This window comes from Actinoplanes sp. NPDC051405 (genome assembly GCF_055586185.1).
The window spans coordinates 387,241-400,762 of sequence record NZ_JBVJIR010000003.1 but is presented as its reverse complement, the minus strand read 5'-3'; the positions used below and the strand labels follow the sequence as shown (position 1 = coordinate 400,762).

The 13,522-nt window shown below is 71.8% G+C and carries 12 protein-coding genes; 8 read left to right on the top strand and 4 right to left on the bottom strand.

From position 1 onward, the window contains the following. Positions 1-98: 98 nt before the first annotated feature. Both ACZ6S4_RS09725 and ACZ6S4_RS09720 read right to left on the bottom strand, forming a co-directional pair. A complete protein-coding gene (locus tag ACZ6S4_RS09725) occupies positions 99-560 on the bottom strand; it encodes a nuclear transport factor 2 family protein (RefSeq protein WP_465474492.1) in 462 nt (153 codons plus the stop codon). Next, entirely contained in the window at positions 557-1,483 is a 927-nt protein-coding gene (locus ACZ6S4_RS09720) for a pyridoxamine 5'-phosphate oxidase family protein (RefSeq protein WP_465474491.1), read from the bottom strand. Before ACZ6S4_RS09720 ends, ACZ6S4_RS09725 begins: the two co-directional genes overlap by 4 nt. A gap of 83 nt (positions 1,484-1,566) precedes the next feature. On the opposite strand from ACZ6S4_RS09720, the gene ACZ6S4_RS09715 reads away from it, so the two are divergent. From ACZ6S4_RS09715 to ACZ6S4_RS09705, 3 genes are read left to right on the top strand one after another with little or no spacing between them, the layout of a single operon-like run. Then, the gene (locus ACZ6S4_RS09715; RefSeq protein ID WP_465474490.1) at positions 1,567-2,157 is read left to right on the top strand and encodes a CGNR zinc finger domain-containing protein; all 591 of its coding nucleotides are present in this window, start codon (positions 1,567-1,569) and stop codon (positions 2,155-2,157) included. A gap of 44 nt (positions 2,158-2,201) precedes the next feature. Beyond that, complete coding sequence (locus ACZ6S4_RS09710) at positions 2,202-2,627, top strand: RIP homotypic interaction motif-containing protein (protein ID WP_465474489.1); 426 nt, start codon at positions 2,202-2,204, stop codon at positions 2,625-2,627. Next, the gene (locus ACZ6S4_RS09705) at positions 2,624-4,663 is read left to right on the top strand and encodes a tetratricopeptide repeat protein (protein ID WP_465474488.1); all 2,040 of its coding nucleotides are present in this window, start codon (positions 2,624-2,626) and stop codon (positions 4,661-4,663) included. The genes ACZ6S4_RS09710 and ACZ6S4_RS09705 overlap by 4 nt, the downstream gene beginning before the upstream one ends. 4 nt (positions 4,664-4,667) lie before the next feature. Here ACZ6S4_RS09705 and ACZ6S4_RS09700 read toward each other — a convergent pair whose 3' ends face one another. Further along, positions 4,668-5,108, bottom strand: a complete 441-nt coding sequence (locus tag ACZ6S4_RS09700) for a hypothetical protein (RefSeq protein WP_465474487.1) — start codon at positions 5,106-5,108, stop codon at positions 4,668-4,670. 95 nt (positions 5,109-5,203) lie between these two features. On the opposite strand from ACZ6S4_RS09700, the gene ACZ6S4_RS09695 reads away from it, so the two are divergent. The 5 genes from ACZ6S4_RS09695 to ACZ6S4_RS09675 all read left to right on the top strand — a co-directional run bounded on the left by ACZ6S4_RS09695 (position 5,204) and on the right by ACZ6S4_RS09675 (position 12,472). Continuing rightward, positions 5,204-8,296 (top strand): M4 family metallopeptidase, encoded by a 3,093-nt coding sequence (locus ACZ6S4_RS09695; protein WP_465474486.1) that lies wholly within the window; start codon positions 5,204-5,206, stop codon positions 8,294-8,296. A gap of 371 nt (positions 8,297-8,667) precedes the next feature. After that, a complete protein-coding gene (locus tag ACZ6S4_RS09690; RefSeq protein ID WP_465474485.1) occupies positions 8,668-9,651 on the top strand; it encodes an aldo/keto reductase in 984 nt (327 codons plus the stop codon). A 235-nt stretch (positions 9,652-9,886) separates the two neighbouring features. Continuing rightward, positions 9,887-11,011 carry a DUF1996 domain-containing protein gene (locus tag ACZ6S4_RS09685; protein ID WP_465474484.1) on the top strand — a complete coding sequence of 375 codons (1,125 nt, stop codon included), beginning with the start codon at positions 9,887-9,889 and terminating at the stop codon, positions 11,009-11,011. 70 nt (positions 11,012-11,081) lie between these two features. Then, a complete protein-coding gene (locus ACZ6S4_RS09680) occupies positions 11,082-12,281 on the top strand; it encodes a cytochrome P450 (protein WP_465474483.1) in 1,200 nt (399 codons plus the stop codon). Beyond that, on the top strand, positions 12,278-12,472 hold the full coding sequence (locus ACZ6S4_RS09675; protein ID WP_465474482.1) for a ferredoxin: 195 nt from the start codon (positions 12,278-12,280) through the stop codon (positions 12,470-12,472). Before ACZ6S4_RS09680 ends, ACZ6S4_RS09675 begins: the two co-directional genes overlap by 4 nt. Positions 12,473-12,532: 60 nt before the next feature. Here ACZ6S4_RS09675 and ACZ6S4_RS09670 read toward each other — a convergent pair whose 3' ends face one another. Next, positions 12,533-13,438, bottom strand: a complete 906-nt coding sequence (locus tag ACZ6S4_RS09670; RefSeq protein ID WP_465474481.1) for an oxidoreductase — start codon at positions 13,436-13,438, stop codon at positions 12,533-12,535. Positions 13,439-13,522: the final 84 nt, after the last annotated feature.

The window sequence follows — 13,522 nt, the reverse complement described above, 5'->3', positions numbered from 1 at the left end:
GTCGCCATTCGGTGCGAACCGAAATACGGGAACCGCCCGCCGCTTGCGGTGCCCGTCGCTGCGCGAACTGCGGGCCACCGGGCCATGACCGTCGCCGATCACCAGATCGGGATGTCGAGGCCGCGGTCCGATTCCGGGCGGGGGCCGGTGATGCGGCGCTCCGACTCGTTGCCGGGGTGGTCGTTGATGGAGGCCTCGCGCCGGCTCATCAGGCCGTTCGGGGCGAATTCCCACAGTTCGTTGCCGTAGCTGCGCCACCACTGGCCCGCGGCGTCGTGCCATTCGTACTGGAAGCGCACCGCGATGCGGTTCTCGTGGAAGGCCCACAGCGACTTGCGGAGCGCGTAGTCCTGCTCGCGTTCCCATTTGGCGGTCAGGAATTCGATGATCGCCGGGCGGCCGGTGAAGTGCACGTCGCGGTTGCGCCATTGCGAGTCGGGCGTGTAGGCCGCGGCGACCTTGGCCGGGTCTCGGGTGTTCCAGGCGTCCTCGGCGGCCTGCACCTTCTGCCGGGCGGTCGCCAGGTCGTACGGCGGGAACGGCGGTCGGTCCTCGGTCATCGGGATCGGTCCTCTCGGTCGGTCAGCGTCGGGTTGTGCGGGTACGGGCGGTGGGCGGACTCGCGCATCGACGATCGGCGCGTGGCGACGAGCTGGCCGAGCTCGAAGCGGACGATGCGGCCGCTGTGCCCGTCGTCGCCGGGCCGTCCGGCCTCGCCCCATTCGACCCGGGCCGTTCCGGACAGCTGCAGGGTGACCCCGGTGGTGAAGTCGGCGAACAGCAGCGCGGCCTCCGGGCTGACGGCCAGGTTGCCGAGGCTGTTGAACACGTTGTTGCCGGGATAGTCCGGCCACCACAGGCCGCGCTCGTCGACGCGGACAAAGTCGGGCGGCCCGCCACGGTGGGACGCGTCGGCGCCTCGCTGCGGGTGCGCGGTGCCGAGGAAGAAGGTGTCGGCCGAGCGGATCAATGCGACGTCGGCCGGCTCGAACGCGGCACCGCGGCGCACATCTTCCGGCGTCTCCTGACCGGAGGTGGCCGGGGTGAGCAGCCGCTGCTGGATGTACTGCGGGCAGTTGCCGTAGGCCTGCTCGACGTCGACGATCAGCAGGTCATCGGTGGCGGCCGTGAGGGTGCCGTTGAGCCGTACCCGGCGTCGCAGGGCGAAGTCCATGCTGGTCGTGCCGATGCGCTGGCCGGCGGTGATGCCGTGCAGCGGGTCACCGGCCGGGACCCCGGCGTGGACCGCCAGCTCGGTGTCGGAGCGGACCTCGAGGAACCCGGCCGGGCCGGCCAGCGGGGAGATCCAGAGCCGGCCGGTCGCGTCCCGGCCGGTGATGACCAGCAGGGTGCGTGCGGCGAGGAAGCCGGCGATGCCGCCGGACAGCTCGGCCGGTTCCAGCATGCGCGCGAGGCGGGCGGCGTCCTGCCGTACGCCGGCCTGACGCTGCACGGCGAGCTCGCCGCCGTGAAAGCCAGTCATCATGAGCCCCTTCCACCAGATGGCCAGTTGTACTCCGCATTTCTAACGGATGCAAGCCGTTTCATCCGTGATAGATTCCGGGGGTGCGCACCTGGATGCTTTCCGACGAGCCGGTTCCGGTCCGCCTGATGGCGACGATCTGGGCCGACACCGACGGCGTGCACGACGACCTCGCGGCGCCACCGGATCTCGACGAGTGGCTCGATGCGATCGGGACGGCCCGCCACGGCGTGACAGCGACACGCGACGAGTTCCTGCGCGCGCGGGCGCTGCGCGATTCCGTCCGCCGGCTGGCCGCCTTCGTGACCGGCGACGACCGTCCCGCGGCGGCCTCGGCCGTGTCGGAGGTCCGACAGGCACTCGAGACTGTGAATGCCGTCGTGAGTGAGCTTCCAGCCCCTCAGTTGGTGGTGACCGAGGGGAACCTCGAACTGGCCGCCGGATCCGCGGCCTCGCCGGTGACCGCCGCCCTCGCCGAGGTGGCCGCCGAGGCTCAACAGCTGCTGGCCCGCGGTGCGATGCTGCGGGCCTGCCACGCGCCCGGCTGCGTGCTGTACTTCGCGAAGACGCACCCACGCCGCGAGTGGTGCTCGGTCGCCTGCGGCAATCGCGTCCGCGCGGCCCGCCACTACCGGACCGTCCGATCCGCGCGTCCGACCCCTGATCCACTGTGACCGGTCTGGTATATGTCGTTGCATCCGGCGAGGAAGGCGTGGCCATGATCGAAGTGGGCGAGCTCGCGGGCACCGTCGTGCCGCTGCTCTCGGCGGCGGCCGGGGCGTACGGCAGCGCGGTGGTCACCAAGGCCACCGAGCAGGGCACCGACGCCGCGGCGAACGCGACCGTGGGTGCCGGTCGGCGGCTGCTGGGCCGGCTGCTGAAGTCGCCGCGCGCGGCGCAGGTCGGTGCCGCGGTGACCGACCTGGGCGAGAATCCGGACGACGAGGCGTTCGCGGCGGCGGTGTACGCCCAGGTGAAACGCGCGCTGTCGGAGGATGCCGAGCTGGCTGAGGAGATCGCGGCGATGATCGCGGCCTCCCCCGTACGCGGGGACACCTTCACCGTGACCGTGACGAACTCGACCGGGGTGCAGGTCGGCGACCACAACGTCCTGTCCGTCCACCAGCCGCCCCCGGCGCGGTGACCGGCCCGGCCGGGCATCCGCCCGCCGGCGGCGTCACGGTCACCGGCTCGGCCAACGTGCAGGTCGGCAGCGGCAACGTCCACAACGTCATCGCGCTGGACGGTACGGCGGCACTCACGCCGGACACCGTGGACGCCCCGCCGGGGCTGGACAATCTGCCGCCGGCATCGGCGGTGTTCGAGGGACGTGACGTCGCGGCGCTGGACGACGTACTGGCTCGCGGTTCGGGTCAGGCCGCGGTGCTCGGCCTGGGTGGGGTCGGGAAGTCCGAGCTGGCAGTGCACTATGCGCGGGCGTTCCGGGCTCGGCACTCGCTGGTGTGGTGGATCACCGCGGACACCGCGGCGAACGTGCAGCTCGGTCTGGCCGCGTTGACGGGCCGGCTGCACCCGGTGGCGACGCTGGCGGACGCGCGTTCCTGGGCGCTGGGCTGGCTGCAGACCCATCGCGACTGGTTGCTGGTGCTGGACAACGTGGAGGACGTCGCTGACATCGAGGCACTGCTGGCCCAGGTGGCCGGCCGGGGCCGGGTGGTGGTGACCAGCCGGCGCGATCTCGGGACGGCCCGGTGGGCCCGGCTCGGGTTGACGCCGTTGCGGCTGGGCGTGCTGGACCGGTCGGCGAGCGTGCAGCTGTTGCAGCGGTTGACCGGGCTGGACGACCGCGACGGCGCCGGCCGGCTGGCGGCGGCACTGGGTGACCTGCCGCTGGCGCTGGAGCAGGCCGCGGGGTACGTCAGCCAGCACGAGGGTCTCGGTTTCGACGACTACGTCCGGTTGCTGACCGACCGGTTCGCGCTGGTCGCGGCCGACCCGGGCGAGGGTGACTCGGCGCGGCGGACGGTGGCCACGATCTGGCGGGCCGGCATGGACGCGGTCGCCGGGCGGTCGTCGCTGGCTGTGCGGGTGCTGCGGGTGCTGGCCTGGCTCGGCCCTGACGCCGTACCCGTGGAGGTGCTGTCGCCGCCGCATGCTGATCCGGTCGCGACCAGCGACGCGCTCGCGGTGCTGGCGTCCTTCAGTCTGATCAACCGCCGGGCGGGCGAGGTGAGTGTGCACCGGCTGGTGCAGGCCGTGGTCAGGCAGGAACAGGACGCGGCCGCCGCCGTCTCGATTGTGCGGGCGGCGTTACCGGAGGCACCGCTGACCAATGTCGCCGGCTGGCGCCGCTGGAACCAGCTGCTGCCGCACATCGACGCGCTCACCCGGCACGCCGGCCCGGCACACAGCAACACCGACCTGATGTACGTGAACGACCAGGCAGCGGTCTACCGGCAGTCCCAGGGCCAGGTCTTCGCCGCGGTCGAGATGTTCGAACAGGTTCTCGCCGGCCGGCAACGCGTGCTCGGCGATGACCACCCGGACACTCTGACCAGCCGCCACAACCTCGCGGGCGCCTACCAGGCGGCGGGCCGGGTGGCCGCGGCGATCGAGATTTTCGAGCAGGTCGGCGCCGACCGGCAACGTGTCCTGGGCGACGACCACCCCGACACCCTGGCCAGCCGCAACGACCTCGCCTTCGCGTACCGGGCGGCCGGACGCCTGGCCGAGGCGATCGTCCTCTTCGAGCAGGCCCGCGCCAGCCGGCGCCGGGTGCTCGGCGACGACCATCCGGACACCCTGGTCAGCCGCAACAATCTGGCCAGTGCCTACCTGGCGGCGGGGCGGGTGACCGAGGCCGTCGACCTGTTCGAGCAGATCGTCATCGACTCGCGGCGCGTGCTCGGCGACGACCACCCCGACACGCTCGCCAACCGCTACGACCTCGCCTACGCGCACCACGAGGCCGGGCGGGTGACCGAGGCGATCGACCTGTTCGAGCAGGTTCTCACCGACCGGCGGCGGGTGCTCGGCGACGACCACCCGGACACCCTGTCCAGCCGCAGCGACCTCGCGTACGCCTACCGCACGGCCGGCCGCCCGTCCGAGGCTATCGAGCTGTGGGAACAGGTGCTCCGCGATCGCCGACGCGTGCTGGGCGACGACCATCCGCAGACCACGGAGATCGCATCCCTGCTGCGCGACCGCGAAGCTTGATCGGTCAGCGGCGGCTCGCGGCCAGGGCGACCAGGAACTGGCCGCCGCCCGGGTCGACGCTGGCGGTCACCGGCAGCCCGGGCACCAGCCGGGAGAACCGGTCGACCAGCCAGTCCGCCGCCTCCTGGGCGTCCTTGCGGCTCGGGCACCGGGCGACCAGCTCACGCCCGCCCTTGCGCTCGAGGCGGTCCGCGACCGCGATCAGCGGCGCGGGCTCCACCACGTGCAGCCGGTCCGGCCAGGCGATGACCACCTTGACCGCGCCCTTGCGGGTGTTGCAGGCGCGGTGGGCGAGCCGCTCGGTGACCTTGGCCTTGCGGTCGGCGGTACGGCTGTCGACGCTGGGACCCCGCGGGTCGTTCACCGACATGCCGGCGTCGACCGGCTCGTCACACACCCAGCACCGCCAGCCGTCACGCTCGGCCACGTCATCAAGGAGACTCATCCCGACAAACTAGCCCCTCCCCGACAGGGGCAACCCATCCAGCGTCGCTCCGGTATCGTCCCCTCCTCATCGAAGATCGACGGGGGAAAATAAGGATGGCCGTCCGGCATCGCCGTGTCCCGATCGCGCTCGCCGCCGTACTGGTGCTCACCGGGGCCGGGGTCGCGGTCGCCCGTGAGGCCCCCGCGGATCCCGCGCCACGGTGGAACGAGGCCGCCGCGCCGCGACCGTCCGCCGCTGATCTGCCCGCCGCCGGTAAACCGGCGGCGACCGGCCAGCCCGGGACCGCCGCCCAGCCCAAGACCTCCGCCGAGCCGGCGGTGACCCGCGCCCGGGCGGTCCGGGACGCGCGGACGGCGATCCGCCGGAACGGCACGGCCATCCGGTCCGCGCCGGGTGAGCAGTACCGCGTGGTGGACGCCGTGGTGGATGCGGCCGGCACCCGGCACGTCCGGTTCCGGCGCACGCATCAGGGCCTCGCCGTGCTCGGCGGCGACTTCGTGGTCCACTCGGCCGCGACCGGCCGGTTCGCCGACGCCACCGTGGCGCAGCGGCAGGCGATCGACGTTCCGGCAACCGCGAAGGTCGATCGCAAGCAGGCCGTCGCGGCCGCCGAACGATTCGCCGGGCAGCACAGCGCCGGCAACGCGCGACAGGTGGTCGACGCCTTCGCCGGCAAGCCGGTACGCGCCTGGGCGGTGACGGTCGGTGCCCAGGTGGTGATCGTGGACGCGGCAACCGGGGCGGTCCGGCGCAGCTACGACGAGGTGCACGCCGCCGAAGCGGGCACCGGGCACGGCTTGCTGGTGGGAGACGTCCCGCTGGGTACCACCCGGAAATCCGACGGCACGTACGCGCTCGTCGACCCGGAGCGGGGCGGCAACACCGTCCGCGACGCCCTCAACCGCGACTTCCTGTTCGAGCCGAAGGATTTCGCCGAGTTCACCGACGCGGACGACGTGTGGGGCGACGGCACCCGCGCCGACCGCACCACCGCAGCCGTGGATGTGCACTACGGCATGGCGCGGACCGCGGACTACCTGCGGGAGACGTTCGGCCGCGCGGGCCTGAACAACGACGGCAAGGGTGTGACCGCATACGTCCATTTCGACGTCGACAAGGCCAACGCGGGGTGGAACGGCCTCTGCGACTGCATGTACTTCGGTGACGGTGCGCCCACGGGCCAGCCGTTCACCTCGCTCGACGTGGTGGGGCATGAGATGGCCCACGGTCTCACCCGTGCGACCGCCGACCTGGTGTACTCCGGCGAGTCCGGGGGGCTGAACGAGGCCAGCAGCGACATCTTCGGCATGCTGGTCGAGTTCTCAGCGGCCAACCCGGCCGACCCGCCGGACTACCTCGTCGGCGAGAAGACCGAGACCCGTGCGCCGGCCCTGCGCCGCATGGACGATCCCGCCCAGGACGGCAAGTCGGTCTCGTGCTGGTCCCCGGCGGCGAAGGACCTCGACTCGCACTACTCGTCGGGCATCGGCAACAAGTTCTTCTACACCCTGGCCGTGGGCAGCGGCGCGACGCGATGGGGAGACAGCCCACCGTGCGGTGGCGCCGCGCCGGTCACGGGCATCGGCAACGACCGCGCCGCGCAGATCTGGTACCGCGCCCTCACCGTCTACATGGTCTCGAACACCAACTTCTCCGGCGCGCGGGATGCGACCATCCGCGCGGCCGCGGACCTGTACGGCCCGGACAGCGTCGAGCGGCGGACCGTCGACGCCGCCTGGCTGGCCGCGGGGGTCGACGGCTCGGATCCGGCGTACGGCGCCCCGCAACTGGCGTACTTCGAGGACAGCACGCCCACCCCGCACGTCGGGGAGGCCGTGCGCATCCAGGTCAGCGCCCGCGATCCGCAGGGACAGCCGGTGACCTTCAGCGCCGCCAACCTGCCGCCCGGTGTGTCGATCGACGCCGACGGGCTGATCACGGGTACGCCCACGGTCAAGGGCGAGTACCCCGGCGACATCATCGCGACCGACCCCGACGGCAACTCCGGCCGGCAACTGATGTGGTGGGTGGTCAAGGGTCCGCCGGTCGCCCGGTCGGTGCCGCCGGCCCAGACGATGCAGCTGGGTTATGGCGCCTTCGGCAACTACAGCGTGACGTTCACCGACGCACCCGACCAGATGGTCGATTCCGACGACTCGTTCCAGGTGACCGCCACGGGCCTGCCCGCGGGCCTCACCCTCGGAGTGAGCCGGCCGGGTTCGGGCACGCTGGTCGCCGCCATCGGCGGCATACCCACCACCGCCGGTTCCGGCACCACCGTGGTGACCGCCGTCGACGCCGACGGAGATCAGGTGACGGCGTCGGTGCCGTGGCGGGTACTGCCGGCGCAGCCACCGGGCGCCCCGGTCAGCGTGTCGGTCGCCGCCGGCAACGGCTCCGCGCGGGTGGAATGGGCCAGGCCGGGTTACGGCACGGGCGTGATGGTCCCCACCGGCTACATCGTGCGGCTCTCCCCCGGCCAGGAGACGACGCTTCCGGCCGCCGCCCGGTCGTTGGACCTGGCCGGGCTGGACACCCGCCGCGCGTACACGATCGGGGTGCGGGCCACCAGCGCGATCGGCGACGGCGCGGAGAAGACGGTCACCCTGAGCCCGACCGCCCTGCCGCTGACAGTGACGCCCAGCGCGTTCTCCTACGGCAGGTCGGCCACGCTCACCGGCATCGTCCGCAGCAGCACGGCGATCGCCGGAACGTCGGCGACTCTGGAACAACGCCCGGCCGGCAAGACGGCCTGGACCCGGATCACAACGGTGAAGACCGACGCGAAGGGCGCCTGGCGGGCGACCATCAAGCCGTCGATCACCACGACCTACCGCATCCGGTACGCGGGATCGCCGGGCGCCTGGCCGGCAACCTCAGCAACACCGGCGGCGACGGTCCGCTACACCGCCACGATCAAGGCGAGCACAACCAAACCCAAGGCCAACAAGAAGATCAAGCTCACAGGTACGGCAAAACCGGGCCGCGCGGGCGTGAGGGTGACCCTGCAACGCAAGGCGGGCTCCAAGTGGGTGACCGTCACGACGGCGAAGACGACGTCTAGCGGGTCGTACTCATTCACCCGATCCTTCAAGCGCGGCACCTGGACCCTCAGGGTCTCGGTGGCCGGCGGAACCTACAACGGGAGCGCAACCAGCAGCGGAGTAACCCTCAAGGTCAAGTGATCAGGATCAGTCCCACCACAGCGTCAAGAGCCGCATTCCTCCGGGTACGGGCAGTGGCACCTTCGGCGGTGCCTCGTTCCACCACCCGGGCAGTGTTTCCGGTTCGGTCTGAAGCGGGGCGGTCCAAGTCAGCACGTCGCTCGCGAACGGCCCGCTCCAGGCTGACGACGGGCTCCGGCCCGCTCCCAGACTCGTAACCGCCTTGTCGTTCGATCTCCGCGAGCAGCTCGGACAGCATGAGAACCACCTTCCTCCGACTCCCGCGCGCGGAAGCGCGGTTGCCGGAATGTCGTCGGCCGTGGGGGTTGATCTGGAGCGCACTCCAGCTTCTACGGTCGTTGACGAAGGGCCCGACCGGTGGGAGGACTGCCATGGAGACCAGAAGTTTCGGACGGCTCGGCCACATCAGCGCCTTGACGCTCGGCGGTGGCGGCATCGCCGGCGTGTGGGGCAGCACCGACCGCGCTGAGGCAGTTGCCACCATTCACGCCGCCATCGATGCCGGCGTCACCATGCTGGACCTGGCGCCGAGTTACGGAAGCGGCTTCGAGTCGGAACAGGCGGCCGGCGCCGCGCTGCGTAACCGTCCCGGCTCGGACGTCATGATCACCAGCAAGGTGCAGCTGCCCAAGCTGGCCGGGGCGCCGGACTGGGCCGGTCGCATCCGTGGGAGCTTGCGGGACAGCCTCGCCCGGGTGGGCCGCGATCACCTCGACCTGTTCCTGCTGCACACCCAGTTGCGGCCGCGCGTTCCGTCCGCCGCCGTGCCGGACGACCTCGACTGGGCGGACTACCTGGAGGTCGCCGCCGAGTTCGAGCGGCTGCGGGACGAGGGCAGCATCCGCGCCTGGGGGATCACCGCGGTCGCGTACCCGGCATCGGTCGTGGACGCGCTCGGGGCGACGCCGCGGCCGGACGCCGCCCAGGTCGTCGTGAACGCGCTGGATCTGACCGGCGATCTGTGGCCGCCCTACGGCATCGACGCGGGGCCGGCCAACCAGGAGATCGTCCGGGTGGCGGGCGAGAACCAGGTGCCGGTGATCGGCATCCGCGCCGTCGCCGCGGGGTCGCTCACCGCCGCGCTCGATCGGGAGGTGAGCCCCGATCATCCCGCGGCCGTCGATTTCGCTCGCGCGGAGCCGTTCCGCAAGCTGGCCGCCGAGCTCGGCGAGACCCCGGCGGCCCTGGCCCACCGGTACGCGCTGAGCGTCCCGGGCGTCGCCACCGTCGTCCTCGGCGTCAAGAACCGTGCCGAACTGGCCGAATGCGTGGCGGCCGAGGCGCGGGGGCCGCTGACCGTCGACGAGCTGCGTGCCGTGACCACCCTGCAGCCGGCACAGCATCGTCACCGCTAACACTTTTTCGGGGTCACGCGGCGGATTCTGTCCTGTCGGACAGTCATTCTTTGTTCCGGCTTAAGCGCCTGTCAGGTGCGCTTCCCACCGGCCTACGATTCCGGCGGTCGCTCGGTTCGACCGGCTTGTCGTGTTCGCTTGTTGGGAGTGACCTGTGCCGCGTTTCCCTTTTCCCGTGCCTGAGTCCGGTCGTCATGTCCGGCGCGGGCGGGGGCTGGCTGTGGCCGGCGCCGGCGTGACCGTTGCCCTCATCACCGCGGTGGTCGTGTCGGTGAGCCTCACCCAGGCCTCCGCCCGCCAGCAGCCGCAGGCCGTGGATCAGACCCGCGCGCAGACAACAGCCCCTGGCACGACGCTGCCGCCGAGGACGACGCCGCCCGCAAGAAAGCCGTCGGCCACCATTACTGCCACTGCCACTGCCACTGCCACTGCCACTGCCACTGCCACCGCCACCAAGCAGGCGCCCAGAGCCGGCTGGCTCCCGGTCGACCGGGCGGCCTGGAACGCGCAGGTCGCCAAGTACAAGGCCACCAAGGCGGACCCGCCGGGCAACGCCGGTAATCTGCCGGAGTTCCGGGCCGACTGCCGCTACAGCCACCGCAAGGCAGACGACCCGATCGTCTTCCCCGGGCTGCCGGGCGCCTCGCACATGCATTCGTTCGTCGGCAACAAAGCCGTGGACGCGGATACCGTCGCCGGCGATCTGATGAAGTTCACGGCCACGACGTGCAAGCCGGTCGTGGACCATTCCGCGTACTGGGTGCCGACGCTCTACGAGGCGGCGACCCGCAAGCCGGTCGAGACCACCGGATTCCGGGTCTACTACCGCTCGCTCCGGAAGAACTCGGACGGGATCATGCCGATGCCGAACGGGCTGCGGATGGTCGCCGGGGACGCCCAGAAGAAGCAGCCGACGCCGCGTGGCGCGCAGGGTCAGTTCTACTGCGCCTTCTACGGCCCCGGCGACATCAATGGCTATGCCCGCAGCGACAACGGCAACTGGCCGATCTGCGGTGAGCCGGCGAGCCTGCATTTCATGCTGCAGTTCCCGGACTGCTGGGACGGCAAGAACCTGGACAGCCCGCACCACAAGGAGCATGTGGCATTCGGGACCGACGCCGGCTGCCCGGCCGGCCATCCGGTCCGGATTCCGGCCTTGACCTTCGATATCGCGTACGGGGCCAAGGGCTCGAAGGCGGGCTACTACCTCTCCTCCGATCCGCAGGGCCGGAGCGCGTCGTCGATGCACGGCGACGCGTTCGTGATGTGGGACGTCAAGGAGCTGAACCAGCGGGTCCGCAACTGCATCGCCCAGCGCCGGACCTGCGACAACGACGGCTACGACCCGTTCTCCTATTGATCCAGGGATATTGACCTTCGTCAAAGTCGCGTAAGGTATCTCCCCGACTACACATTGTGGAGGTTCGGGGATGTCTCTGCCTGCGTTGCCACTGCCGGACGAGGACCAGCTGCCGTTCGACCCGCCGCCGGAGTACGCCCGGCTGCGCGCCGCGCCGCAGGTCGTCCGGGTGACCTGCCCGACCGGCCTGGACGCGTGGCTGGTCTCGGACTACGCGGGCGTCCGGGAGGTGCTCGGCGACGGCCGCCGCTTCTCGACCCGGCCCGGCCAGGCCGCCCACGTGCTGGACGCGTTCGGCGGGCCGGAGTCGCCGGTCACCGGCTTCAGCCAGCTGGACGGCCCGGAGCACATCCGGATCCGGCGCAACTTCGCCCCGCAGGTGTCGCACCCCCGCCGGCTGGCCGAGCTGCGGCCGCTGGTCGAGCAGATCACCGACGAGGCGATCACCCGCATGCTGGCCTCCCCGCAGCCCTATCCGTTGCACAGCCAGTTCTCCACCGCGATCACCACCGCGGTGATCGCCGAGCTGATCGGGGTGCCACCCGAGCAGCGTCATCTGCTGCACGACGCGGCGACGGCTCTGTTCAGGACCTCCACCACCCCGGACGAGCTGCGACGGGCGATCGAGCCGCTGTGGGCGTACCTGTATGGGCTGGTCGCCACCCGCCGGGCCCGGCCCGGCGACGACGTGCTCAGCCGGATGATCGAGCACAGCGCCGACAGCGAGCGCCCGCTCACCGACGAGGAACTGACGCAGATGAACGGCGCGCTGCTCATCGCCGGCTTCGACACGACCGCGTCGATGATCACGTACGGTCTGGTCTGCCTGCTGAACACCCCGGGACAGTGGGCGAAGCTCTGCGCCGAGCCCGGGCTGGCCGCCTCGGCGGCCGAGGAGCTCGTCCGCTACCTGGGCGTCGGCATCGGCCTGCTGCGGCAGGCCACCGAGGACACCGTGGTCAACGGGCAGCCGATCAAGGCGGGCGACTACGTGGTGGTGGCGGTGCAATCGGGCAACCGCGACACCGCGCTGCACCCGGACGCCGACACGTTCGACGTGGCCCGCAAGCCCGGCGCGCACCTCGGCTTCGGGCACGGCGCGCACGCCTGTGTGGGCCAGCAGATCGCCCGGATAGAGCTGACCACGGTGCTCGGGGCGCTGGCCCGCCGGGTGCCGGCGTTGCGGGTCGCGGTGCCACGCGAGGAGATCGTGTGGAAGAAGGACTCCGTGGTCCGCGGCCCTGTCGAGCTGCCGGTGACCTGGTCGTGAGGGTCACCGTCGACCGCGACCTGTGCATCGGCGCGGGCATGTGCGTGCTCACCGCGCCGGCCGTCTTCGACCAGGACCCGGAGGAGGCGATCGTGGTACTGCTCGACGACCAGCCGCCGGAATCGGAACGGCCGGCCGTGGAGCAGGCGGTCGGCCGCTGCCCCGCCGCGGTCATCCAGCTGCTGCCCTGAGCCGGCGCACACGTACCGCGAGCAGCGGGAGGCGGAGGCGCGCGACATCCCGGACCTGCGCTAGAGATAGCTGACGCCCGTCAGTGCCTCGGCCGCCGTCCAGAGACGCCCGCCCGCGGCCGGGTCGGTGGCCTCCCGGCTGAACCGGGCCTCGGCGACCCGGCCTCGCGTCTCCCAGAGCCCGGCCGGTCCGAAGAACTGCCCGCCCTGCACCCCCGGGTCGGTGGCGGCGCGCAGCTGCGGCAGCGCCCCCTGTTCCACCGGCTGGGTGGCCACCAGGCCCGCGCGCGCGATGACCCGGCCGAGCCGGCCGCGGTGTTCCCAGGCTCGCGGGGTCAGGTTGGTGCGGGTGAGACCCGGGTGGGCCAGCACGCTGACGACCGGCGAGCCGGCGGCACGCAGGCGGCGGTCCAGCTCGACGCCGAAGATCGTGGTGGCGAGCTTGGACCGGCCGTAGACGGCGGCGGCCCGGTAGTCCCGTTCGGCCATCAGGTCGTCGAAGTCGAGGTGCGCGGTCCGGTGGGTGATCGAGCTGAGGCTGACCACCCGCGCCGCCCGGGCCGCCGCCAGGTTGCCGAGCAGCAGGCCGGTCAGCGCGAAGTGGCCCAGCATGTTGGTGGCGAGCTGCAGTTCGAAGCCGTCGGCCGAGGTGCGGCGGGGGCCGAGCAGCACCACGCCGGCGTTGTTGACCAGCAGATCGATCACCGGGTGGTCGGCGGCCAGCTTCGTGGCGAACCCCCGTACCGAATCGAGCGAGGCCAGGTCCAGCTCGCGCACCTCGGCGTCGCCGCCGATCCGGCGGGCGGCCGCCGCGCCGGCGTCGGTGTTGCGGACGGCGAGCACGACGTGCGCGCCGTGGCGGGCCAGCTCGGTGGCGGTGACCAGGCCCAGGCCCGAGTTCGCGCCGGTCACGACCGCGGTCCGGCCGTGCTGGTCGGGGATGCGGTCGGCGGTCCATCCGGTCATCTGCTGCTCCTGACGGTTTCGGTGCGTGGACCGCTGACGCTAGGAGCGATCCGGGCCGGTTCCGTCGTTCCCGCCTGCCTAGGT